General features: G+C 71.1%; 19 protein-coding genes. 9 read left to right on the top strand and 10 right to left on the bottom strand.

Annotated elements, in window-relative coordinates; translation table 11 throughout:
• Positions 1-32: 32 nt before the first annotated feature.
• From ACLJPY_RS34510 to ACLJPY_RS34525, 4 genes are all read right to left on the bottom strand, one after another.
• The gene (locus ACLJPY_RS34510; protein ID WP_410595088.1) at positions 33-962 is read right to left on the bottom strand and encodes an o-succinylbenzoate synthase; all 930 of its coding nucleotides are present in this window, start codon (positions 960-962) and stop codon (positions 33-35) included.
• 53 nt (positions 963-1,015) lie between these two features.
• On the bottom strand, positions 1,016-1,861 hold the full coding sequence (locus ACLJPY_RS34515; protein ID WP_410595090.1) for a DUF72 domain-containing protein: 846 nt from the start codon (positions 1,859-1,861) through the stop codon (positions 1,016-1,018).
• Between the two features lie 1,015 nt (positions 1,862-2,876).
• A complete protein-coding gene (locus ACLJPY_RS34520; protein WP_410595092.1) occupies positions 2,877-3,638 on the bottom strand; it encodes a DUF4253 domain-containing protein in 762 nt (253 codons plus the stop codon).
• A gap of 191 nt (positions 3,639-3,829) precedes the next feature.
• Positions 3,830-5,476 carry a DNA repair helicase XPB gene (locus ACLJPY_RS34525; protein WP_410595094.1) on the bottom strand — a complete coding sequence of 549 codons (1,647 nt, stop codon included), beginning with the start codon at positions 5,474-5,476 and terminating at the stop codon, positions 3,830-3,832.
• 72 nt (positions 5,477-5,548) lie between these two features.
• Here ACLJPY_RS34525 and ACLJPY_RS34530 point away from each other — a divergent pair, with 72 nt between their 5' ends.
• Entirely contained in the window at positions 5,549-6,160 is a 612-nt protein-coding gene (locus ACLJPY_RS34530; RefSeq protein ID WP_410595096.1) for a hypothetical protein, read from the top strand.
• Here ACLJPY_RS34530 and ACLJPY_RS34535 read toward each other — a convergent pair.
• On the bottom strand, positions 6,157-7,122 hold the full coding sequence (locus ACLJPY_RS34535; RefSeq protein WP_410595098.1) for an ABC transporter substrate-binding protein: 966 nt from the start codon (positions 7,120-7,122) through the stop codon (positions 6,157-6,159). The genes ACLJPY_RS34530 and ACLJPY_RS34535 overlap by 4 nt on opposite strands.
• A gap of 187 nt (positions 7,123-7,309) precedes the next feature.
• Between ACLJPY_RS34535 and ACLJPY_RS34540 the strand changes: the two genes are divergently transcribed.
• The 8 genes from ACLJPY_RS34540 to mdlC all read left to right on the top strand — a co-directional run bounded on the left by ACLJPY_RS34540 (position 7,310) and on the right by mdlC (position 17,359).
• Positions 7,310-10,534 carry a nitrate- and nitrite sensing domain-containing protein gene (locus ACLJPY_RS34540; RefSeq protein WP_410595100.1) on the top strand — a complete coding sequence of 1,075 codons (3,225 nt, stop codon included), beginning with the start codon at positions 7,310-7,312 and terminating at the stop codon, positions 10,532-10,534.
• Between the two features lie 13 nt (positions 10,535-10,547).
• Positions 10,548-11,225, top strand: a complete 678-nt coding sequence (locus ACLJPY_RS34545) for a copper homeostasis protein CutC (RefSeq protein WP_410595102.1) — start codon at positions 10,548-10,550, stop codon at positions 11,223-11,225.
• Positions 11,226-11,642: 417 nt separating this feature from the next.
• Entirely contained in the window at positions 11,643-11,855 is a 213-nt protein-coding gene (locus ACLJPY_RS34550; protein ID WP_410595104.1) for a hypothetical protein, read from the top strand.
• A 44-nt stretch (positions 11,856-11,899) separates the two neighbouring features.
• Positions 11,900-12,862, top strand: a complete 963-nt coding sequence (locus ACLJPY_RS34555; RefSeq protein ID WP_410595106.1) for a hypothetical protein — start codon at positions 11,900-11,902, stop codon at positions 12,860-12,862.
• A gap of 166 nt (positions 12,863-13,028) precedes the next feature.
• Positions 13,029-14,678 carry a protease pro-enzyme activation domain-containing protein gene (locus ACLJPY_RS34560; RefSeq protein WP_410595108.1) on the top strand — a complete coding sequence of 550 codons (1,650 nt, stop codon included), beginning with the start codon at positions 13,029-13,031 and terminating at the stop codon, positions 14,676-14,678.
• 81 nt (positions 14,679-14,759) lie between these two features.
• On the top strand, positions 14,760-15,605 hold the full coding sequence (locus tag ACLJPY_RS34565; protein ID WP_410595110.1) for a helix-turn-helix domain-containing protein: 846 nt from the start codon (positions 14,760-14,762) through the stop codon (positions 15,603-15,605).
• Entirely contained in the window at positions 15,605-15,763 is a 159-nt protein-coding gene (locus tag ACLJPY_RS34570) for a DUF397 domain-containing protein (RefSeq protein WP_410595112.1), read from the top strand. Before ACLJPY_RS34565 ends, ACLJPY_RS34570 begins: the two co-directional genes overlap by 1 nt.
• Before the next feature lie 9 nt (positions 15,764-15,772).
• Entirely contained in the window at positions 15,773-17,359 is a 1,587-nt protein-coding gene (gene mdlC, locus ACLJPY_RS34575; RefSeq protein ID WP_410595114.1) for a benzoylformate decarboxylase, read from the top strand.
• Positions 17,360-17,371: 12 nt separating this feature from the next.
• On the opposite strand, the gene ACLJPY_RS34580 is transcribed toward mdlC, so the two are convergent.
• The 5 genes from ACLJPY_RS34580 to ACLJPY_RS34600 all read right to left on the bottom strand — a co-directional run bounded on the left by ACLJPY_RS34580 (position 17,372) and on the right by ACLJPY_RS34600 (position 21,549).
• Positions 17,372-17,947 (bottom strand): dihydrofolate reductase family protein, encoded by a 576-nt coding sequence (locus ACLJPY_RS34580; protein ID WP_410595116.1) that lies wholly within the window; start codon positions 17,945-17,947, stop codon positions 17,372-17,374.
• A 111-nt stretch (positions 17,948-18,058) separates the two neighbouring features.
• Positions 18,059-18,919 carry an ABC transporter ATP-binding protein gene (locus ACLJPY_RS34585; protein WP_410595118.1) on the bottom strand — a complete coding sequence of 287 codons (861 nt, stop codon included), beginning with the start codon at positions 18,917-18,919 and terminating at the stop codon, positions 18,059-18,061.
• Positions 18,920-18,939: 20 nt separating this feature from the next.
• Complete coding sequence (locus ACLJPY_RS34590) at positions 18,940-19,773, bottom strand: ABC transporter permease (RefSeq protein ID WP_410595120.1); 834 nt, start codon at positions 19,771-19,773, stop codon at positions 18,940-18,942.
• Positions 19,770-20,540 (bottom strand): ABC transporter permease, encoded by a 771-nt coding sequence (locus ACLJPY_RS34595; protein WP_410595122.1) that lies wholly within the window; start codon positions 20,538-20,540, stop codon positions 19,770-19,772. The genes ACLJPY_RS34590 and ACLJPY_RS34595 overlap by 4 nt, the downstream gene beginning before the upstream one ends.
• A 1-nt stretch (position 20,541) precedes the next feature.
• Positions 20,542-21,549 carry an ABC transporter substrate-binding protein gene (locus ACLJPY_RS34600; protein WP_410595124.1) on the bottom strand — a complete coding sequence of 336 codons (1,008 nt, stop codon included), beginning with the start codon at positions 21,547-21,549 and terminating at the stop codon, positions 20,542-20,544.
• Positions 21,550-22,102 lie beyond the last annotated feature (553 nt).

A 22,102-nucleotide genomic window follows, 5' to 3' on the forward strand; every position in this document is an offset into this window, starting at 1 on the left:
ACCCTGAACTTCCCTCGGGGAAAACCACGTGCTCAGCTCAGCGCGCGGACCCGGTTCAGCCGGGCTTCCCAGGCCGCCGCGACTTCGGGCGTCGCCGCGTAGACCGCGGACGGCTCCGGTGCCGTGCGCGGGACCGGGAGGTATCCGTCCACAGGGGACAACGGCGAAGCGCAGACGTCCCCTTCCAGCAAGGAAAGCGTGCCGAGTCCACAAGCGAACTCCAGCGACGGCAGGGCGCCCGCCAACGCCAGGCCGGCCGCCAGGCCCACGCTCGTCTCCACCGCCGACGACACCACGCACGGCAGCCCGCACGCCTCCGCCACCTCCAGCGCCCGCCGCACGCCGCCGAGGGGGGAGACCTTCAGGACCGCGATGTCCGCCGCTCCGGCGACCGCCACCTTCAGCGGGTCCTCGGCCCGGCGGATCGACTCGTCGGCCGCGATCCGGACGTCCACCCGGCGCCGCACCGCGGCCAGTTCCTCGATCGACGGGCACGGCTGTTCCGCGTACTCCAGCCCGCCCGCCGCCTTGTCGAGGTCCGCGAGGGCGCGCACCGCCGTGTCGACGTCCCACGCGGTGTTCGCGTCGACGCGGATCGCGCCGCCCGGGCCGAGCGCGTCGCGCACCGCCTCGACCCGCGCGCAGTCGTCCACAAGGGAAACGCGCGGGTCCGCGACCTTCACCTTCGCCGTCCGGCAGCCGGAAGCGCGGACCAGTTCGTACGCCTTCGCCGGCTCGACCACCGGGACCGTCGTGTTGACCTCGACGCGGTCGCGGACCGGCGCGGGCCAGCCGGCTTCGGTCGCTTCCACCGCCGCCCGCAGCCAGGGCACGCTCTCGGCGTCGGAGTAGTCGGCGAACGGGCAGAACTCGCCCCAGCCCGCCGGGCCGTGCAACAGCACGCCCTCACGGACGGTGATGCCGCGGAACCGGGTGCGCAGGGGGATCGCGTAGACCTTCATCGAGCTCGATCATGCCACCGCCCGGCCGGCGCGCCCGATCGAGCCGACGGCGCTCACTGCCTCGTGACCGGGGCGACCCCGAGCAGGTCGGCGAGGCATTCGGCGTTGCGCGGAGCCTCGACTTTGACGTCGTTGTCGAAGTAGACGTGCACGTCACGCCGCCCGCCGTCGTGCCAGGTCCGGATCTTCTCGGCCCAGCCGCGCAGGGCGCGGTCGGAGTAGCCGCTGACGTAGAGCTCTTCGTCGCCGTGCAGCCGGACGTAGGCGAAGTCGGCGGTCTGGTTCTCGAGGAACGGCCACTTGCCGGCGGTATCGGCGACGACGAGCGCGATGCCGTGTCGTTCGAGGAGGTCGATGGCCGCGGGTTCGGCGAAGTTGGGGTGCCGGACTTCGAGGGCGTGCCGCAACGGTTTCTTCGGGCCGGCTTCGAGGTGGGGAGTGCCTTTCAGCTTGTCGTCGTGCTTCATCGCGAGCCGGGCGGCTTCGGTGGTGGTGCGCGGCAGCAGGGCGAAGAAGTTCTCGAGCCGTTCGGGGTCGAAGGCGAGTCTCGGCGGGAGCTGCCAGAGGAAGGGGCCGAGCTTCGCGCCGAGGGCGAGGACGCCGGAGGCGTAGAAGTTCGCGAGGGGTGTTTCGACGTCCCGGAGTTGCTTCATGTGCGTGATGAAGCGGCCGCCCTTGACGGCGAACGCGAAGTCGGCGGGGGTCTCGTCGAACCAGGCGCGGTACCGCTCGGGGCGCTGGAGGGAGTAGAAGGACCCGTTGATTTCGACGGCGTTCATGCGGCGCGAGAGGTACTCGAGCTCGCGCCGCTGGGCGAGCTTGGGTGGGTAGAAGACCCCGCGCCAGGGCGGGTACCGCCATCCTGAGGTTCCGATCCGGATCTCGGCGATCGCCCTCACCGCCTTTCCGGGAGGGGTTTTCCCGTTCGGTCGGGTGGCCAAACTCGGGCGTGGTGGGACGGGTGGGCTGGGGGTTGGGACGGGTGACCTGAGTTGGTGGGCGGTTGTCTCGGGCTGTGGCGGTCTGCCGGGGTTCAAAGACTGTCCTCGCCGGACGGGCAGGCTCTGGGATGGCCTTGGGGGCGCTGTTCTCTTGCCTTTTCGGGTGGGTCGCTGGGTGGTCATCCCGTCGCCTTGGCGAGGCCTATCACTTTGAGCCAGGCCCGCAAGGTTGCGTTGTTGGGTTGCGGTCGGGGTGTGGGTTGCGGGCCTGGCTCAAAGTGATTTTGACGGCCTCAGGCGACGGGATGACCACCCAGCTCGTTTTGGGGGGCGGCCTGGCGGCCGCTGCCGCCAGCTGCCGCTGCCGCCTGCTGCTGGGGTGGGTGCTCGGCGGCGGGGTGGGGTTGCCGACCCGGCTCTCCGGCCCCGATCCCGGCTGACCAAGCTCCGGCCCGAGCGGCCCCGGCCCGCCCGGCTTAGCCCCGACCCGGCCCGCTCGGCTCAGCCCCGGCCCGGGCGGCTCGGCCCCGGGCGCCGACCTGCCTCCCGCGAGCCCGGCCCGCCCGGCCCGGCCCGCCCGGCTCAGCTCAGCCCCGGCCCGGCCGCCCGTCCCCGGCTCAGCCCAGCCCCGGCGCCGACCTGCCTCCTGCGGGCCCGGCCCGCCCGCTCCGCCCGGCTCAGCTCAGCCCCGGCCCGCCCGGCCCGGCCGCCCGTCCCCGGCGCCCGGCTCCGGCCCCAATCCGGCCCCGGCTTGTCCGGCTCAGCCCAGCCCCGACGCCGACCTGCCTCCTGCGGGCCCGCCCCGCCCGGCTCAGCTCAGCCCCGGCCAGCCCAGCCCCGGCCCGCCCGGCCGCCCGTCCCCGGCGCCCGGCTCCGGCCCCAACCCGGCCCCGGCTTGTCCGGCTCAGCCCAGCCCGGCGCCGACCTACCCCGCGCGGAGCCCAGCCCCGCCCCCCGCCTACCCGACCTCCCCTCACGCCCAGGAAAACCGCCAGTGCCGCGACTGGACCAACCCCGACGCGTACTCCCGCAGGTTCCCCGGCTGCCCGGCGAACGTCGGCAAACTGAATGCCCGGTGCTCCGCCGCCACCGTCAATGCCCTTGCCTGGTTCCTCGGGGGTGCTGCCACCGACAGCTCCATCGCGTCGAACCCCAGCACCACCAGCGTTGCCCCGAAGCGGTCCTCCCAGCTGCGCAGCACCGCCGACAGCTCGGCCACCTGGTCCGTGCACTTGATCATGCCCGTCCAGCCGAGCAGGGCCGGGATGTCCGCCGGGCGCTCGGTCTGGACCAGGCCCAGCCGGTGGGGTGCGCGCGTCGCCAGGATCGAGCCCGTGTTGCCCGCCTCGGCCAACGGGTCGGACCTGCGTGGGCTGCGCTTGGCCAGCCCGGGGAACCGGGCGCCGAACGGGCGCAGGCAGGCGCCGTCGCAGCAGGATGTGTCCCACCAGCGGGACAATGCTCCCGCCGGGTCGGCCGTTGCCACGCGGTGGCCGGCCGGGGCCAGGCGGCCGCGGTCGTCGATCCAGTCCTCGCCGTTCGCCGCGAACCGCTGGTCGTGGGGGATCAGCACCGGCCACAGGCCGGACCGCTCGAACTCGGCCACGCAGCCCAGGTAGCGCTCGGGCCGGGTCAGCGGCAGGTCGGACACCCACAGCCGGCCGTGCCACGACCCCGGTGGGAGGGTCTGGACCGGCGGTGCGGGCGTACCGGGGCGGAGCGGTGCGATCGTCATGGAGCGTCCCCTCGAACTTGTGTTCGGCTGCTGCACGTCGAACAGTAGTTCGAGGGTCCGACAATTTCCAGCGACAAAGCCGCTCAGCCGTTCGAGTGAATCGACAAAACCGCAGGTCAGAGTGCTGCGTGAGAGTAAAGTTGCGGAAGTTGTTCCTGTGACGATTCGCTAGGCCGAAGGGGGCACGGCCGTCACAGCGGCCGGAGCAGGTCGTCCGCGTCCACGATGTGGTACGCGTAGCCCTGCTCCGCAAGGAACCGCTGCCGGTGCGCCGCGTACTCCGTGTCCACCGTGTCGCGCGAGACGATCGAGTAGAAGTGCGCCTGCCGTCCGTCGCCCTTCGGACGCAGGAGCCGGCCCAGGCGCTGGGCCTCCTCCTGGCGGGAGCCGAACGTGCCCGAGACCTGGATCGCCACCGAGGCCTCCGGCAGGTCGATCGAGAAGTTCGCCACCTTCGACACGACCAGCGTGCGGATCTCGCCGCGGCGGAACTTGTCGAACAGCTCCTCGCGCTCCTTGTTGCGGGTCGCGCCCTGGATCACCGGGGCGTCGAGCTCGTCGCCGAGCATCTCCAGCTGGTCCAGGTACGCGCCGATCACCAGGGTCGGCTCGCCCGCGTGCTTGGCCACGATCGACTTGATCACCGGGGTCTTCGTCAACGCCGTCGCGGCCAGCTTGTAGCGCTCGTCGGCCTCGGCCGTCGCGTACTCGAGCCGCTCCGCGTCGGTCAGCGTGACGCGGACCTCGGTGCACTCCGCCGGGGCGATCCAGCCCTGGGCCTCGATGTCGCGCCACGGGACGTCGTAGCGCTTCGGGCCGATCAGCGAGAAGACGTCGCCTTCGCGGCCGTCCTCGCGCACCAGCGTCGCCGTCAGGCCGAGGCGCCGCCGGGACTGCAGGTCCGCCGTCATCCGGAACACCGGCGCCGGCAGCAGGTGGACCTCGTCGTAGACGACCAGGCCCCAGTCGCGGGAGTCGAACAGCTCCAGGTGCTTGTACTCGCCCTTGGTCTTGCGGGTGATCACCTGGTAGGTCGCGATGGTGACCGGCCGGATCTCCTTCTTCTCCCCGGAGTACTCGCCGATCTCCTCCTCCGTCAGCGACGTCCGCGCGATCAGCTCGCGCTTCCACTGCCGACCGGCGACCGTGTTCGTCACCAGGATCAGGGTCGTCGCCGCCGCCTTGGCCATCGCCGCCGCACCGACCATCGTCTTGCCCGCGCCGCACGGCAGCACCACGACGCCCGAGCCGCCCGCCCAGAACGCCTCCGCGGCCTGCCGCTGGTAGTCGCGCAGCTGCCAGTCCGTCTCGTCCAGCGCGATCGGGTGCGCCTCGCCGTCGACGTACCCGGCGAGGTCCTCGGCCGGCCAGCCGACCTTCAGCAGCGCCTGCTTCAGCCGCCCGCGCTCGGACGGGTGGACGATGACGGTGTCCTCGTCGATCCGCGCGCCGAGCATCGGGCTGATCTTCTTGTTCCGGGCCACCTCGGTCAGCACCGCGCGGTCGGTGGTCGACATCACCAGGCCGTGCGCCGGGTGGTTGGCGATCTGCAACCGCCCGAACCGGCCCATGACGTCGACGACGTCGATCAGCAGCGGCTGCGGCACCGGGAAGCGCGAGTACGTCGTCAACGCGTCGACGACCTGCTCGGCGTCGTGCCCCGCCGCGCGCGCGTTCCACAAGGCCAGCGGCGTGATCCGGTAGGTGTGCACGTGTTCCGGCGCGCGCTCCAGCTCGGCGAACGGCGCAATGGCGATGCGCGCGTCATCGGCCTGGGGGTGGTCCACCTCCAGGAGCACGGTCTTGTCGGACTGGACGATCAGCGGGCCATCAGTCACAACTACTGTTATACGTGGCTCGCTCCGGTCCACCGGTGGGACGGGGTGCCGAGGGGATCACTGGAGGGCACGTTGACCACACCACCGTTCGACGGCAACCCGTTCCGGTCGCCGGGTTATGCGCCGCTCGCGCCGATGCCGCCGGGGCCGGGCCGGCCGCCGATCCCGCACTGGTTCACCACGAAGGTGCGGATCACGCTGGCCGTCTGCGTCGTCGCTGCGCTGGGTCTGGGTGCGCTGGGCGCGATGGGCGTCTACTGGATCAGCCGCAGCGGACCGCCGTCGAACGGCGACTGCCTGTACCTGACGCGCGAAGGGGCGGGCAAGCTCGCCTACCACCGCGTGGGCTGCACCGCGAACAACGCCACGTACAAGGTCGAAAACACCTACCGCGGTGGCATTGCGTGCGCGTCCGGTGACTACGTGCGGTTCCGGCTCGGCTCGGGCGCCGGCCAGACGCTGTGCCTGGCGCTGAACGTCAAGGCCGGCGACTGCCTGCGCGACGTCGAAGACGAGAGCACGATCGGCAAGGTTTCCTGCGGCGACCCGGCGGCGCAGGAGCGCGTCGAGATCCTCTCCGGCTTCGGCAGCGACGACAAGTGCGAAGGCGCCGACAAGGTGCTCAGCTACTCCGGCCCGCCGTCCCGCACGGTGTGCCTGATCAAGTCGGGGGAGAACATCTAGTAGCCGGTTTCCTCGGGCAGCAGGCCCTGGACGTCGAGGCGGTTCGCCAGCAGGCCCGAGTTGTGCATCAGGTCGGCGACCCGCTGCAGCCGGATGCCGTTGAGCGACGCCGGGTAGGAGCCGAGCGAGATCAGCGCGGCCGTCGTCGCGTCGATGTCGGAGAACTTCGGCAGCGCGTCGCGCACGGTCGCGGGGTCCGTTGCGCTCTGCTGGGCCGCGCCCAGCGCGGTGCGGAACGCACGGAGGGTCCGGGGGTTGGCCTGCGCGAACGGCTTGGCGGCCGCGTAACCGGAGAGCGGGAAGTCGAGCGTCGAACCGCGGGCGCCGTCGGCCAGGATGTGCGCGCCGAGGTCCTTCTCGGCACGCGTGATGTACGGCTCGATCATCAGGGCGGCGTCGGCGTCGCCCGCCTGCAGGGCCTGCGGCATCCGGTCGAACGGCACCGCGGTGAACTTGATCTTCGTCTGGTCGACACCCGCGGTGACCAGCACCGACCGCGCGACGAGCGCGCCGACGTCGTCCAGCGTGTTCACCGCGATCTTCGGCGACCGCTTCCCGGTCGGCACGGTGTAGTCCGCGTCCGGCAGTGTGACCAGCGCCATCGTGTTGGGGCCGGACGTGTAGGCCTCGCCCTGCAGCTGCAACGCCGTTCCGCCGGCCGCCGCGCGGAACATCGCGATGTCGGAAGCGAAGGTGACGTCGAGGTCGCCCGAGGCCAGCTTCGCGAGCCCGTCGTCGGCGCCGAGCTCGACGAGCTGCACGTTCAGCCCGGCGGCACCGAACTTCCCGCCCGCGACGGCGATCCGCAGGGGGGCCGTGTCGATGGCGTTGCCCACACCGACGCGCAGGGTGCTGCGCTCCAGCGGCGGCGGAGCCGCGGGAGCGCCGGAAGAGAACACGGAACAGCCCGCGGTCGCCAGGAGCGCCGCTACCAGCGGAATCAACCGTCCGCGTCCGATCATGAACCTTCACCTACCGCGAGAATCTGGTTCTCGTGCTGGATCGTATGGTCCGCGCCCCATACGATCGCGGGCAGGGCCGGATCGTGCCAGCGCGGCTTCCGGATCTCCATGGGGCGGGCTACCGTTCAGTAGGTTCGATGTGTCGTTCGATCCGCGGGTTCCCGCCCGCGGCGGAAAAGGAAACCAGGTGACCCGTCGCGACAAGCGTCCCCGCAAGGGCGGCGACGCGGCGGATCCGCGTCCGGCGGGTGGCCGCTGGCGGTTGCGGAACTGGCGCCTCGGCACGAAGCTCTTCGCCGTCCTCCTCATCCCCGCACTGGCCGTGATCGCGCTCGTCGGCCTGCGGATCAGCTCCGACCTGCGTGACGCCCGGCAGCTGGCCGAGTTCGCCACGCGCGGCCGCGTCGACAGCACCGTCGCCGAAGCCTTGCACGAGCTGCAGCGCGAGCGCGACCTCACCGTGCGGCTCGTCGCCCAGAACCGCCAGGGCGACACCACCGACCTCACCGCCCAGCGCAGCCGCGTCGACCGGGCCATCGGCGCCTTCGAGCGGACGCTGGCCGACAGCAAGCCGCGGCTCGACGCGAACGCCGCGGAAAGCCTGCAGCAGACCGACGACCGGCTGCGCGTGCTCGGCGGCCTCCGGTTCTCCGCAGAGCATTCGGCGTTCCCCGCCGACGCCGTGCTGCGCTCCTACAGCGAGCTGATCTCCGGCCTGCTCGACATCAGCGACTCCGCGGCCGCCGACGTCTCCGACCCGGAGCTCGCGCGGATGCGGCTGGCGGGCAACGCACTCGCCCGGATCAAGGACCAGATGTCGGTCAAGCGGGCGGTGATGGCCGAGGCGCTCGCGGCGGGCAGCCTCAACCGCGACCGCACGCGCGCGCTCCTCGGCGCGGAAGCCGAACTCGAAGCCGCGCGCAGCGACTACCGCACGTTCGCCACCCCCGCCCAGCAGCGGATGTTCGACGACACGGTGATCGGCCTGGTCGTCGACATCGGCAACGACCTGGTCGAATCCGCGCTCACCCGTACGGAAAACGGCCAGGACCTCTCCGGCCTCGACCCGAACCAGTGGGACACCTCGGCCACGTACACGGTCAACCTCGCCCACCAGGTGCAGCAGGCGCTGCTGGTCCAGTTGCAGGAACGCACCGACGCACTGGCGGCGCAGGCGCGCGCGGCCGCGCTGTGGGACGGCGGCGTGGTCCTCGGCGTCCTGCTCGTCGCGGGCGTGCTGTCGGTGGTCATCGCGCGGTCCCTGTTGCGCCCCTTGCGGATCCTGCGCCGGACGGCGCTGGAGGTGGCCGAGCACCGGCTGCCCGCCGCCGTGCAGAACCTGCTCACCGATCCCGAGCCCGCCCCCGAGAACCTGCGGAAACGGCTCGCCGTCGCGCCGGTGCCGGTGTTCACCCGCGAAGAGGTCGGCCAGGTGGCGCGCGCGTTCGACGCGGTGCACGGCGAAGCCGTCCGGCTCGCCGGGGAACAGGCGATGCTGCGCGAGAACGTCAACGCGATGTTCGTCAACCTCTCGCAGCGCAGCCAGGACCTCGTCGAACGGCAGCTGTCGGTGCTCGACCGGATGGAGGCCGACGAGCAGGACCCGGACACCCTCGCCGGGCTGTTCGAGCTCGACCACCTCGCGACGCGGATGCGGCGCAACAGCGAGAACCTGCTGGTGCTGTCCGGCCACGACTCCGCGCGCGAGGACGCCGGCCCGGTCTCGGCGGACGAAATCGTCGGCGCCGCGCTCTCGGAGGTCGAGGACTACCAGCGGATCGAACTCGGCCCGGCGCCGCAGGTGGCCGTCCGCGGCGAGGCCGTCAACGACCTCGTGCACGTCGTTTCCGAGCTGCTGGAGAACGCCACGCGCTACTCCGGCGACTCGCCGGTCACGGTCGCGAGCGCCGAAACCCACGACGGCGACTGGCAGATCGAGATCATCGACCACGGCGCGGGCATGCCGCAGGCGGAGATCGACCGCACCAACGCGCGGCTGGCGCAGCCGCCGGACGTCGACGTCGAGGTGTCCCGCCGGATGGGGCTGTTCGTCGTCGCGACGCTGGCCACGCGCCACCACATCGACGTCAGCCTCAGTGCGGGCGCGGAATCCGGGCTGGTCGCGACGGTGCTGGTGCCCGCGGCGCTGATCGTCGAGCTGCCGCCGATGCCGGCGCCGCCCCCGCCCGCCGAGCCGGCGGCCGCACCCGAGCCGGAGCTGCTGGCACCGCTCGCCCCGCTGGCGCCGCCGGAGCCCGAACCCGAGCCGGAGCCGGAAGAGCTGACGCCGCCGTCGATCGAAGCCGGCCCGCCGCGCCGGGCGCCGGTGGTGGCCCGCGACCACACGCCGGAGTGGCCGACCACGGACGACGAAGCCCACCTGGACCTCGACGCCCCGACCGAGCGGATGCCCGCCTACCGCGACGTCCTGTCCCGCTGGTTCGACGCCGCGGCCGCGCCCGAACAGCCACGGCGACCGGCGGAACCGCGCCCGGTCGCCGAGGTACCGCGCCCGGTTGCCGAGTCGCCGCGGCCGGTTGCCGAGTCGCCGCGCCCGGTTGCTGAGTCGCCGCGCCCGGTTGCCGAGTCACCGCGCCCGGTCACCGAGTCACCGCGCCCGGTCACCGAGCAGTCGCGCCCGGTTGCTGAGACGCCGCGGCCGGTTGCCGGGCAGTCGCGCCCGGTTGCTGAGTCGCCGCGGCCGGTCGGTGAGGTGCCGCGGCCCGTCGCCGGGCAGCCGCGTCCCGCCGATCCCCAGCCGCGGCACGCCCTCGCCGCGCCGCCACCCGCCGCCGGGGCACCTTCACGTGAAAGTGCCCCCGCTCCCGTCCAGGCGGCGCCTCCGCGGGAGAACTCCGCGCCGCTGCCCTCGAGCGAGGGCGCCGCGCCGCTGCCATCGCGGGACAGTTCGGCGTCGCGCCCGGCATTGCCGTCGCGGGAAGGCTCCGCGCCGCTGCCCTCACGCGACAGTTCGGCGTCGCGCCCGCCGCTGCCGTCGCGAGAGGGTTCCGCGCCGCCCCCGCCCTCACGGGACGGCTCCTGGCCGCCCCCGCCGCCGCCACGGGAGAACTCCGCGCCGCTGCCCGCCGAGGCGCCCCTTTCGCGTGAAAACCGCGAGCCGAGGCCGGACGACGAGGACACCGAACCGCGGCTGACGCCCGTTGCGCCGCCCGCCGCGATCGAGCCCGCCTACGACTGGCCCACCCCCGCCGAACTGGAGCAGGAGGACGGTGCGGAGGACACCTGGCCGTTCCTGCAGCCGATCGATTCCGCGGCCAGCCCGGGGGCGGTCCCGGAACAGCGGCCGATACTCTCGCTTTCCCCGGAAGCGGTGCGCGAGCGGATGACGAGCCTTCAAGGCGGCTTCCGGCGAGGGCGGCACGCGAGGGGGGACGACACCCGGAACCAGTGAAACGGATTGAGGCATGAGCTCGAAGACGCCCCTGCTGGAAGTGATCGCGCTGGACGCGGCGGACGCCGAAGGTGCGCAGGCAGGTGGGGCCGACCGCCTCGAACTGGTTGCGGACATGGCCCAGGACGGCCTGACGCCGTCGGTCGAAACGCTGCGGGCCGTGCTCTCGGCGACCGACCTCCCGGTGCGGGTCATGCTGCGGGACAACGGTTCCTTCGCCGTCGGTGACCTGGAGGGCCTGCGCGCGGACACCGCCCGGCTGATCGACGCGGGCGCGCGGGAGTTCGTTTTCGGCTTCCTCGACGTGGACAGCGAAATCGACCTCGACGCCTGCGAAGTGCTGATCAAGGAGGTCGACGGCCTGCCGTGGACGTTCCACCGCGCCATCGACCGGACGCGGGACCCGTTGCGCGCGTACGACCAGCTGGCCGCGCTCGGCTGTGACACCGTGCTCGCCGCCGGTCACCCGAACGGCGTGGCCAGCGGCCTTTCGGTGCTGCAGCGGCTCGCGCAGCGCGACGGCGGGCCGGATCTGCTCGTCGGTGGCGGCCTGCGTGCCCAGCAGGTCCACCTCCTGCGCGCGGGCGGCGTACGGGGATTTCACGTCGGCAGCGCCGTCCGGCCCGGCGGCTGGCAGTCGCCCGTCGACGCGGGAACCGTGCGCACTTGGGTCGACCTCGTCAAATCCTGACCTGGTTGGCGAATCTCACGGAGAATCGGCGGAGTGCAACGATTTCCGCCGATGTTTTGCCGTGCCTGCGGCAATCTTGACCTGACTGGTGAAATTGCATCCGCCCGTTCGGGTGTCGCCCGCCGGGTCGCGCGTGCCGCTGCACGGTCGGTGCCAAGTTTGACCTGGTTGGTGGCTGATTTTCCGGCGAGCGGCTGGCTACGGTTGTCCCGCATTTCGCGATCCGGCCGATCTTCAGGAATCGATCTGCAGTGCGGGAGGCGGCGCCGTGTGCGCGCGTATTCAGTTCGGGAACTCGTTGCGTGGACAGCAGGAAGCCAGGACTTCGACGATCAGGTGGATATCCGCCACCTGGGGCAGGTTGATTCCACGCGGATATCGCCCGGGTGCCGTCCCGGGCGGCCGGAAGGTGGAATCGTGACCGGCGCGATACCGCGGCAACGCGGAACCGAGACCTCCGAAGACGAATTCGTGAAACTGGGGCTCGGCGGCTCCCTCGTCCTCACCGGCCTGCTGGCCGCCGTCAAGATCGCGGAAACCGCCACGGGTGTGGTGCTGACCGCCACCGGGGTGTTGCCCGGTGCCAACCCCTCGAAGGAGCGGGCTCCGGCCTGGCCCGGCGGGGAATGAGCGGAGCTGCCCGGTCGGCAGCTCTCTACGGACGGAGGGCTGCCATGACGGGCAGCGACGGGCGCGAAGAACGGAGTGGCACGCGCGTGGGCCTGGCCGACGTGCGGCAGCTCGAAGACAGCGTTGCGGAGCTCAGGGCGCTGGACTACCGCTACGGCGGCGGCTCGTGCCGGGTGGCCGTGGAGACGAGGCTGCCCGCCGCCGTGGCCCTGCTGGACGGCGTGACGAAGACGGTGGTGCTGGCGAGGCTGTACACCGCGGTCGCCGACCTGTACAACCTCGCCGGCTGGACGAACTTCGACCAGGACCGCCCGGCCGCCGCGCTGGAGGCGTTCGGGCGAGCGCTGGAGCTGGCCATCGAAGCGGGCAACGACGACCTCCAGGCCAACATCCGGTACCGCATCGGGCGGCTCCACCTGCACTACGAAGCGGTCGACGCGGCACTGGCGGAGTTCGCGCTGGGCCGGGAGGCGGCGCTGGCGGCGCACTCCAAGCTCGCACAGGCGATCCTGTCGGCCAACCAGGCGTGGGCGCACGCCAAGAAGGCCGACGTCACCGGCGCGCTGACCTACCTGCGCCGCGCCCGGCAGGAGTTCGCGGAGGCCGAAGGGCGCGAACCGGCGCCGTGGGCGGCGTTCTTCGGGGCCACCGACATGGCGGCCATGGTCGGGACGGTGCACGGCGAACTGGCGCAGGTGGTCGACATCCGCCACGGGCGGGACGGCATCCCCGCGCTCGCCGAGGCGATCGAGGGCTACCCGCGGGGCATGACGCGCAGCCGGTCGCTGACCTTGATCTGGCTGGCCACCGTGCACGCACTGGACGGCGACCTCGACGTCGCCACCACGGTCGGCGGGGAGGCGGTCGAGCTGGCCGGCGCGCTGCGGTCGCCGCGGGTGCGCCAGCGGCTGCACTCGCTGAGGGCGGCGGCGGGCCGGTTCGCCGGCAACGTGGAGGCGCGCGAGATCATCGAACGCATCGAAACGGTCGGGCAATCCGGACAATAATCGGTTTGCCATGGGGAGGTAAACCGCTCGGAAAATGAAAATGGGATTCGTGGAAGGACAGACAAAAGTAGGTTCCTCGGCGTGATCACGGCTTCTTATGCTTCTCGGCAACCTGCGGCGAGCATTCCGCGCAGGCCCGGTCCCCACCGCCGAGAGGAAATTCCCCATGCGCTTGCGCAAGCTCGTCGCGGCCGCTGTGCCGCTGCCTGCGTTGCTCGGCCTCGCCGTGGCCGTCCCCGCCGCCGCCGCGCCGGAACCGCTGGTCACGCTGGCCGACAACGCTGCGCCGCTGGTCGACAGCGCTCGCACCGGCGACGTCGCGCCCGACCGGCCGATCACCGCCGCGCTCTCGCTGAAACTGCACAACCAGCAGGCGCTGGAAAAGTTCCTCTCCGACGTGCAGAATCCGGCGTCGCCGCAATACCACCGGTTCCTGACCCCGGCGCAGTTCAATGCCAGGTTCGGTCCGACGCAGGCCGACGTCGACAAGGCCGTCTCATTTCTCGGGAAAGCGGGCGTGTCCGGGATCGACGTTTCCGGCAACCGGCAGGCCATCACGTTCACCGGCTCGGCGGCGCAGCTCGAGTCGGCCTTCCGGACCGGGATCGGGACCTACCACGACCGGGTGTCAGGCCGTGACTTCTTCGCCAACGACGCCGTGCCGGCCGTGCCCGCGAGCGTCTCGGACGTCGTGGGCGGCGTCGTCGGCCTCGACGACCACGCCGTGCGTACGCACGCGTCGAAGCCGCTCGCGCAGCCGAACGTCGTCAAGTCCGTCACCCCGCCGGTGCTCAAGACCGCCTACGGCACCAGCGGCCTATCGGCGACCGGCCGCGGCGTGAACGTCGGTTTCGTCGAGTTCGACGGTTACCAGAAGGCCAACATCACCAGGTACGACAGCACGTACGGCCTGTCCGCGGGCTCGGTGACGACGGTCGGGGTCAGCGGCGCCAACTACGACTCCGCGCCGGGCGACGGCCAGATCGAGGTCGAGCTCGACATCGAGGTCGTGCACGCGCTGGCCGCGGCGGCCAACGACTACGTCTACGAGGCCCCGAACACGAGCGCGGGCGAGCTGGCGATGTACCAGAAGATCGCCTCGGACGCGAAGGTCAACGTCGTCTCGATTTCCTGGGGCGCCTGCGAAGCGGCCGAAGGTTCGAGCGCGGCGAAGAGCGTGAGCAGCGCGATCGCGACGGGCACGGCGGAGGGCATTTCGTACTTCGCGGCGGCGGGCGACGACGGCACGACCGACTGCTACCGCCAGACCGGTTCGGCGGCCCGCGGCGTCGACTTCCCGGCGTCGAGCCCGAACGTGTCGGGCGTCGGCGGCACGAAGCTGAGCGTGACGTCGTCCAACGGCTACAGCAGCGAAGTGGTCTGGAACGACGGCAGCAGCGGCGGCTCGACGGGCGGCGGCACCTCGACGGTGTTCACGGCGCCGTCGTGGCAGTCCGCGCAGAGCACGACGTACCGCAAGGTCCCCGACGTGGCCGCGGACGCGTCCCCGACGTCGGGCTACTACATCTACAGCGCGGGCACGTGGGAGACGGTGGGCGGCACGTCGGGCGCAACGCCGCTGTGGGCGGCCTTCGCGGCGCTGCAGAACCAGGTGCACGGCGGCGGCCTGGGCAACCTGAACCCGAAGTTCTACGCGATCGGCAACGGATCGTCGTACGGCACGGGCTTCCACGACGTGACATCGGGCAACAACACCCTGCACGGCACGACGGGGTTCACCGCCGGGACCGGGTATGACCAGGTGACGGGCTGGGGTTCGTTCAAGGCGAGCGGGCTCTCCGGCCTGATCGGCTGAGTGTGCGGGACCGGGGCTGTCGCGAGTTGGCGACAGCCCCGGTTTCCCGGTTTTGTCGGTGGCCGGTGACACAATGTGCGCATGGCGACACGGGTAGCGACACCGCGGTCCCGCGCACTGGGCTTCGGCATCCGCGCGGCGAGGAAGGCGAGGAACCTCGGCGTGCGCGAACTGGCGCGGCTGGCCGGGGTGAGTGCGCAGGAGCTCTCCCACTGGGAAAGCGGGACGAGGGTGCCCAAGATCGAGCAGGTGGCGCTGCTGCTCGGTGCGCTGCGGGTGGAGCCGGTCGAGCGGGCGCGATTGCTGGAGCTGGCGAGGAACGCCCGCGAGCCCAACTGGCTCGAACACAGCCTTCCTGGGATTTCGCCGAAGCTTTCGGCCTTCATCGAGTACGAGCGCACGGCCTCGGCGATCTTCGCCTGGGAGCCGTTGCTGATCCCCGGGCTGCTGCAGACCTCCGACTACGTGCGGACGATCCTCGCGGCCGCTGGGCGGCCGCGAGCGGAGGAAGAGCTGCGGATCAAGGTCCGCCTGATGCGGCAGGAGGTGCTGACCGGCCGGAATCCCCTGCCATACACCGCACTCCTCGCCGAAACCGCGCTGAGGCAGCGGCGCGGTGGCGCCGAGATCATGATCCCGCAGCTCAGGCACCTCACCGAGATGGCGCAGCGGCGGAATGTGAGCCTGCGGGTCCTGCCGGACAACGAGGATTTCCACCCGGGGCTCAACGGTTCCTTTGTCATTTTCGACTTCGCCGACCTGCCTCCGATCGTCTTCCTCGAGCAGTACCGGGGCAGTGCTTACCTCTACGATGACCAGCAGGTGGCCGATTACCGGGCGGCCCAGCGGGCGATGGCGGCACTGGCTCTGGGCGAGCAGGAATCCTGCTCGCTCATCCGGGAGGTGATCGCCGACTTGGAGGCGTGATGTGGCGTAAGTCCAGCTACAGCGGGACTGAAGAGAACTGCGTCGAGGTGAATCTCGGGCGGGTGTCACAGATCCGCGACACCAAGGACCGCTCCGGGGGCACCCTCGCCGTCAGTTCGGCCGCTTGGCGGGCTTTCCTTCGCAAGGCTAAGCGTTAACCTGTCCGCATGATCAAGCGCACGGTGCTGGACGCCACCCGCGAACTCCTCCGCGAACTCGGCCTCACCACGGTGTTCGGCAACCCCGGCACCACCGAGGTGCCGTTCCTCACCGACTGGCCCGACGACTTCGACTACGTCCTCGGCCTGCAGGAATCCGCCGTCGTCGCGATGGCCGATGCCTACGCGCAGGCCACCCGGCAGGCCGTGCTCGTCAACCTGCACTCCGCCGGTGGCGTGGGGCACGGGCTCGGCAGCGTCTTCACCGCCTACCGGAACCGGACGCCGATGATCGTCGTCGCCGGGCAGCAGATCCGGGCGCTCCTGCCGCACGAACCCTTCCTCGGGGCCGTGGAAGCGCCCGAGTTCCCGAAGCCGTACGTGAAGTGGTCGATCGAACCCGCTTGCGCCGAGGACGTCCCGGCCGCGCTCGCGCGGGCCTACCACATCGCCACGCAGGCGCCGTCCGGTCCGGTCTTCGTTTCCGTTCCCGCCGACGACTGGTCCGCCACCACCGAACGGCCCATCGTGTCGCGCCCGCGGATCCGCGGGTTCGCCCCGGATCCCGAGGCCGTCGACGAACTCGTCGCCGCGCTGGAAGCCGCCGAGCGGCCGGCGCTCGTCGTCGGGGGCGCCGTCGACCAGGACGGGGCCGTCGTCGAAACCGTCGCGCTCGCCGAACGGCTCAACGCCGGCGTGTGGGTGGCGCCGATGTCCTACCGCTGCTCGTTCCCCGAGGACCACCCGCTGTTCCAAGGGTTCCTCGATCCCGAACGCGGGGCCGTCGCCGACGCGCTCGCGCGGCACGACCTCGTCGTCGTGCTCGGGGCGCCCGCTTTCACCTACCACGTCGACCGCGGACGCGGGCAAACCCCGCTGCCGCCGCTGTTCATCGTCAGCGACGACGAGCAGATCCTCGCCCGCACCTTCGAAGGCACCGGTATCCGCGCGACGCCGAAGCTGGGCATCCGGGCGCTGCTCAACGTCGTCGAGCGCAGCACCCGGCCCGCGCCGGCCCCGCGGACGCGGCCCGCGAAACCGAGCGACGAGGAGCTGACCGCCGAGTTCGTCTACTCGACGCTCGCGGATGTGTTGCCCGACAACGCTCTCGTCGTCGAAGAGGCGCCCAGCCACCGCGGGATCCTGCACGACCACCTGCCGATCACGGCCACCGACACCGGCTTCCTCACGATGGCCAGCGGCACGCTCGGCTACGGCGTCCCCGGCGTGGTCGGCGCGGCGCTCGGCCGCCCGGACCGCAAGGTCGTCGGCGTCATCGGCGACGGCTCGAGCATGTACGGCATCCAGGCCCTCTGGACGGCGGCGCGCCACGAACTGCCGGTCACGTTCGTGATCATGGACAACTCCGAGTACGCGGCCGTCCGCATCCTCGGCGACGCGATCGGCGGCGAGAAGCTGCCGGGCACCGAACTGGGCGGCATCGGCTTCGCGGCGCTGGCGGAAAGCATGGGCTGCCACGGCGTGACGATCACCGAGCCGGCCGGCTTGGTCCCCGGCCTCACCGAAGCGCTGGCCGACCCGCGCCCGACGCTCGTCCACGTCCGGGTGGCCGCGTCATCCAAGACGCTGTACTGACCCCGGACCCGCTCAACCGTGCCGGGCCGGCCGGTAGGTCAGCACCTGGGTGTGACCGTCGAAGGTCCGGGCTTCGAGCAGTTCGAGGTCGAAGTCGGCCACGCTGTCGAAGACCCGGTCCACGCCGGTCTTCCCGGTGAGCACCGGGAAGACGGTCAGCTCGATGGTGTCGACCAGGCCCGCGTCCAGCAGCGCCCGGTTGAGCGTCAGGCTTCCGTGTGACCGCAGCGGCACGTCGGATCCGGCCTTGAGGCGCTCGACCACCTCGACGGGATCGCCGCGCTCGATGGTCGTGCCCGGCCAGTCGAGCGGCTCGGTCAGCCGGCTGGAGAGCACCGTGACGGGGGCGCCGAACATGCGCGTGATCCACTCGTCGAACCGGCTGCGGTCGACGCCCGGGCTCAGGAAGGGCGCGTTGGACGTGTAAGTACGGGCCCCGAGCACCATGCGCAGGGGGCCGCGGTAGGTGGCGGCGCGGTGGGCGAGGAATTCGGGGCCCTGCTTGCCCCAGTAGCCGCCCCAGTCGCCGCTGTGGTTGGCGAAGCCGTCGAGCGAGGAGAAGACGTCGAAGGTGTACGTGGCGACCATCGGAGCTCCTTGCGGGAAGCGGCCGAGCCTGGTGCCCGGCCTCACCCCTGCTACGAACGCCGCCGCCCCGATCCGACGGCCGCCCGGGATTTCTCCCGGGCGGCCCGGGGATCAGCTCCGCGTCTTGGTCTCCGAGACGTCCGGCGTCCGCTCGGCCAGTTCCCACTCGGCGGCGTCGGACGCGGCCGTGGCGGCCTCTTCCGGCGTGCCGCCGTGCAGCAGGCGCGCCACTTCACCGCGCAGGGTCACGAACTCCGCCGACTCGCGCGTGGTGATCTGGTCCCGCGCGGCGGGCAGGCCCACCGGCAGGTCCGCCACGATCGACGCCGGTGACTTCGACAGCACCAGCACCCGGTCCGACAGGTACACGCTCTCGTCGATGTCGTGCGTGACGACCAGGACCGTGCTGCCCTGCTCGCGCTGCACGCGCCGGGTCAGGTCCTCGAGCTCGAAGCGCGTCTGGGCGTCGACCGAGGCGAACGGCTCGTCCATCAGCAGCAGCGCCGGGCGGCTGGCGAGCGCGCGGGCGATCGACACCCGCTGCTGCATGCCGCCGGACAGCTGCCACGGGTACTTGCCGCCGACGCCGGACAGGCCGACCTGCTCGAGCGCCTCGGCCGCACGACGGCGGCGTTCGGCCTTCGGGATCGGCCGCCACCGCAACGGGAATTCGACGTTCTTCTGCACCGAAAGCCAGGGGAACAGCGACCGGCTGTAGTCCTGGAACACCACGGCCAGGTCGTCCGGCACCCCGGAGACGCGGTCGCCGTGCAGGTTGACCGTGCCGCCGGTCGGCGGGGTCAGCCCGGCGATGCAGCGCAGCAGCGTCGACTTCCCGCAGCCCGACGGGCCGACGATGCTGGCCAGCTGACCGGCTTCGACGGTGAACGAAAGGTCGTTCACCGCGGTGTGCGCCTTCGCGCCGGTGCCGTAGGTGTGGCTGAGGCCGGACACTTCGAGCATGGTGGACATGGGAGAGGCCTTTCGAAGCGTCAGTCGCGGCCGAGGCGGGCCGGCTGCCAGGCCAGTACCCGCCGCTCCGCGGCCAGGAAGATCGTGTTGAAGACGTAGCCGAGGATGCCCAGCAGCACCAGCCACGACCACATGGTCGGGAAGTCGAAGTCCTGCTGGGCGTTCAGCAGCGACCGCCCGATGCCGTTGTACGCGCCGACGAGCTCGGAGACGACCATCAGCAGCAACGAGATCGACAGGCTGACCCGCAGCCCGGCGAAGATCTTCGGGGCCGCCGCCGGCAGCACGACCATGCCGAGCCAGTACGCCTTGGGCGTGCGGAACGACCGCGCCGTCTCCACCTTCACCTGGTCGACCGAGCGGACCCCGTCGACCGCGTTGAGCAGCACCGGCCACACCACGCCGAAGATGATCGACCCGACCTGCATGCCCGAGCTCAGCCCGAACAGCACCGCGAACACCGGGATCAGCGTGGGCGGCGGGATCGAGCGGAAGAACGCGAACAGCGGGCCGACGTAGTCCATCGCCGTCGTGGACCGGCCGAGCAGCACGCCGAGGACGATGCCGATGACCGCCGCCAGCGCCCAGCCGCCGAGCGTCCGGGCGAGGCTGGGGACCACGTTGTCGAACACCGCGTCGGTGAGGAACAGGTGCGACGCGGGCCCGGTGAACCACAGCTTGACGGCGGTGACCGCGATCTCCGTCGGCGGCGGGAAGAACTTGCTGCCCGCGGCCTGGGCCGCGAACTCCCAGGCGACCACCATGACCGCGAACAGCAGCCAGTTGCGCACGACCGCGGCGGCACCGCGCGCGGCGCGCCTGCCCACCCGGCCCGAAAGCGTCGCCGCCGTCACGCGATCGCCTCCCGGTCCACCGTGCTCCACCGGAACAGCCGCTTGCCCACCTGTTCGAGCCCTTCGTTGATCAGGTAGCCCAGCGCCCCGGCGACCACCGTGCCGGCCAGTACGAGGTCGAACCGGGTGGAACCGGTGCTGGCGACGATGATGAAGCTGCCGAGCCCGACCTGGGAACCGGCCAGGAACTCGACGCTGACGACGGCGATCAGCGCGATCGTCGCCGACAACCGGACGCCGGTGAACACGAACGGCGCCGTCTGCGGCAACGCCACCGACGACAGCATGCGGAACCGGCTGGTCCCGCACGCACGGGCGGTCTCCATCAGCACCGGGTCGATCTCGCCCATGCCGTAGATCGTGTTGAACATGATCGGCCACAGGGAGGCGTAGGCGGCGAGGGTGATCTTCGCGTCGGGGCCGGAGCCGAGCACCAGCAGCACCAGCGGCACCAGGCCGGTGATCGGGATCGGGCGGAGGAACTCCACGATCGCGGCGGTGGCCGTGCGCAACGCCGGGACGCTGCCGAGCAGCAGCCCGGCGGGTACACCGATCGCGATCGCGACGAGGACGGCGATCAGCCAGGCCAGCATCGTCGCGACGATGTCCCGGATGAACTCGGGGTCGCCCAGCAGGTCGGCGACGGTGACCAGGACGACGCTCGGCGGCGGGGTGAACGTCTTACTGACCAGGCCGACCTGGACGACGACCTCCCAGAGCAGGAGGAAGCCGACCAGGCCGGCCAGGCCGCGAAGCAGTTTCTTCACTTTAGTTGGTCGCCTGCGGGGCGATCATCGGCGCGGCGTCGACCTTGGTGGTGATGACGCCCATCTGCAGCAGCAGGTCGGGGACCCGCTGCAGGCGCCGGGCGTCCAGGACGGAGCCGTAGCCGGGCAGGGTCAGCAGCTTGGCCGTGTCTTCGTCGATCTTCGCGTACTTGACCAGCAGCGGTTCGACCTTCGAGCGGTCGTTGATCGCGTCGCTGGTGGCCTTCTTCATCGCCCGCTGGAAGGCCGCGAGGGTCTTCGGGTTCGCCTGGACCCACTTGCTCGTGGCCCCGTAGCCGGTCAGCGGGAAGTCCTGGCTGGCGCCGGTGTTGATGTCGATGACCGGCGTCGCACCGACGGTCTTCGCCGCCTGCGTCAGCATCGGCTCCGGCATGTAGGCCGCGTCGACCTGGTTGTCCTTCAGCGCCGCCGCCATGTTCGGCAGCGGGACCAGCACCCAGTTGACGCCGTTGAAGTCGACGCCGTGGTCCTTCATGACCGACTTGGTGAGGATGTCGGACGCGGTGTTCTTGGCCGTGATCGCGATTCGACGGCCGGCCAGGTCGTTGACCGTCTTCACCGGTGAGTTCGGCACCGTGACGATCGCGTTGCTCTTCGCGTTCACCGACGTGCCGTCGGCGACGAGCTGGATGTCCGCGGCGCCCTTGCTCTTGGCGACGAAGAACGGCGTGTAGGTCGAGAGGGCGATGTCGGCCTCGCCGGTGGTGGCCTTCTGCATCGACTCCTGGCCGCTCTTGGCGACGATCTGTTCGACCTCGAGCCCCTCGGCCTTGAAGTAGCCGCCGTCCTGGGCCAGCCAGAACGGCCCGAGGTCGGTGGTCGGCATGATGGAGACCTTGATCTTCGACTTCTCCAGGCCGCCCCCGTTCGACGAGGCGTTCGAGTCGTCCGAGCCGAGCGCACTGCAGCCGGTGAGGGCCGTGGCGGCTGCGACGGTGAGGGCGAGCCCGAGCGCGGCGCGGCGAGTGCGAACCCGGCCACTGCTCATGGCGTTTCCAAGCAAGGCCTGCTCCTTGAAGAAAGTGACGGTTGGGGAACCGGATCCAGTGGAAGTGCGTGACTCATTCTCGGGAGTCACGCGGGCCACTGTAGAGAACGTGACAGCTCGCTCACAATGGGTGGAATGACTACCGGACCGAGTGGCGCACGTCACTCTTTTGGCCTCTGGTCTAGACCCACTGCTCCACTCGCCGTAACGGTTTACCCAGCGTAGGGTGATGATCCTGAATCAGCGACGTCTGCTGTGCGTCGACTGAGCGAACGCTGTGCAAGATTGAGCGGGTCCTGTCGGGAGGGTTACATCTTCCCCTGCCGTTCGCTACCCTCTGCACCTGCGGGGAGGTATCAACCTCCGATGTAGTGAGAGAGAGTGCCTGGATGGCCGATCAAGAAATCCCACGTCGGTCTACCAGCACACACTGTGCTTTTCCTGAGAGAATCTTCCCCGCGAAGACCACTGCCTGGCCGGGCACACCCGCCGCGCCGGTGGGTTAGGCCGAACCAACAGACGATGCAGGACCAGCGCAGGGACCCGACCGTGA

Origin of the sequence: Amycolatopsis sp. lyj-23, from assembly GCF_046549135.1 — a bacterium.
Lineage (GTDB): Bacteria > Actinomycetota > Actinomycetes > Mycobacteriales > Pseudonocardiaceae > Amycolatopsis.

What these genes read in the sequence shown, in the direction of transcription:
- ACLJPY_RS34510 (WP_410595088.1), bottom strand. Translation starts at nt 962, where the DNA reads ATGAAGGTCTACGCGATCCCCCTGCGCACCCGGTTCCGCGGCATCACC.
- ACLJPY_RS34520 (WP_410595092.1), bottom strand. Translation starts at nt 3,638, where the DNA reads ATGACGATCGCACCGCTCCGCCCCGGTACGCCCGCACCGCCGGTCCAG.
- ACLJPY_RS34535 (WP_410595098.1), bottom strand. Translation starts at nt 7,122, where the DNA reads ATGATCGGACGCGGACGGTTGATTCCGCTGGTAGCGGCGCTCCTGGCG.
- ACLJPY_RS34545 (WP_410595102.1), top strand. Translation starts at nt 10,548, where the DNA reads ATGAGCTCGAAGACGCCCCTGCTGGAAGTGATCGCGCTGGACGCGGCG.
- ACLJPY_RS34555 (WP_410595106.1), top strand. Translation starts at nt 11,900, where the DNA reads ATGACGGGCAGCGACGGGCGCGAAGAACGGAGTGGCACGCGCGTGGGC.
- ACLJPY_RS34560 (WP_410595108.1), top strand. Translation starts at nt 13,029, where the DNA reads ATGCGCTTGCGCAAGCTCGTCGCGGCCGCTGTGCCGCTGCCTGCGTTG.
- ACLJPY_RS34565 (WP_410595110.1), top strand. Translation starts at nt 14,760, where the DNA reads ATGGCGACACGGGTAGCGACACCGCGGTCCCGCGCACTGGGCTTCGGC.
- ACLJPY_RS34570 (WP_410595112.1), top strand. Translation starts at nt 15,605, where the DNA reads ATGTGGCGTAAGTCCAGCTACAGCGGGACTGAAGAGAACTGCGTCGAG.
- mdlC (WP_410595114.1), top strand. Translation starts at nt 15,773, where the DNA reads ATGATCAAGCGCACGGTGCTGGACGCCACCCGCGAACTCCTCCGCGAA.
- ACLJPY_RS34580 (WP_410595116.1), bottom strand. Translation starts at nt 17,947, where the DNA reads ATGGTCGCCACGTACACCTTCGACGTCTTCTCCTCGCTCGACGGCTTC.
- ACLJPY_RS34585 (WP_410595118.1), bottom strand. Translation starts at nt 18,919, where the DNA reads ATGTCCACCATGCTCGAAGTGTCCGGCCTCAGCCACACCTACGGCACC.
- ACLJPY_RS34600 (WP_410595124.1), bottom strand. Translation starts at nt 21,549, where the DNA reads ATGAGCAGTGGCCGGGTTCGCACTCGCCGCGCCGCGCTCGGGCTCGCC.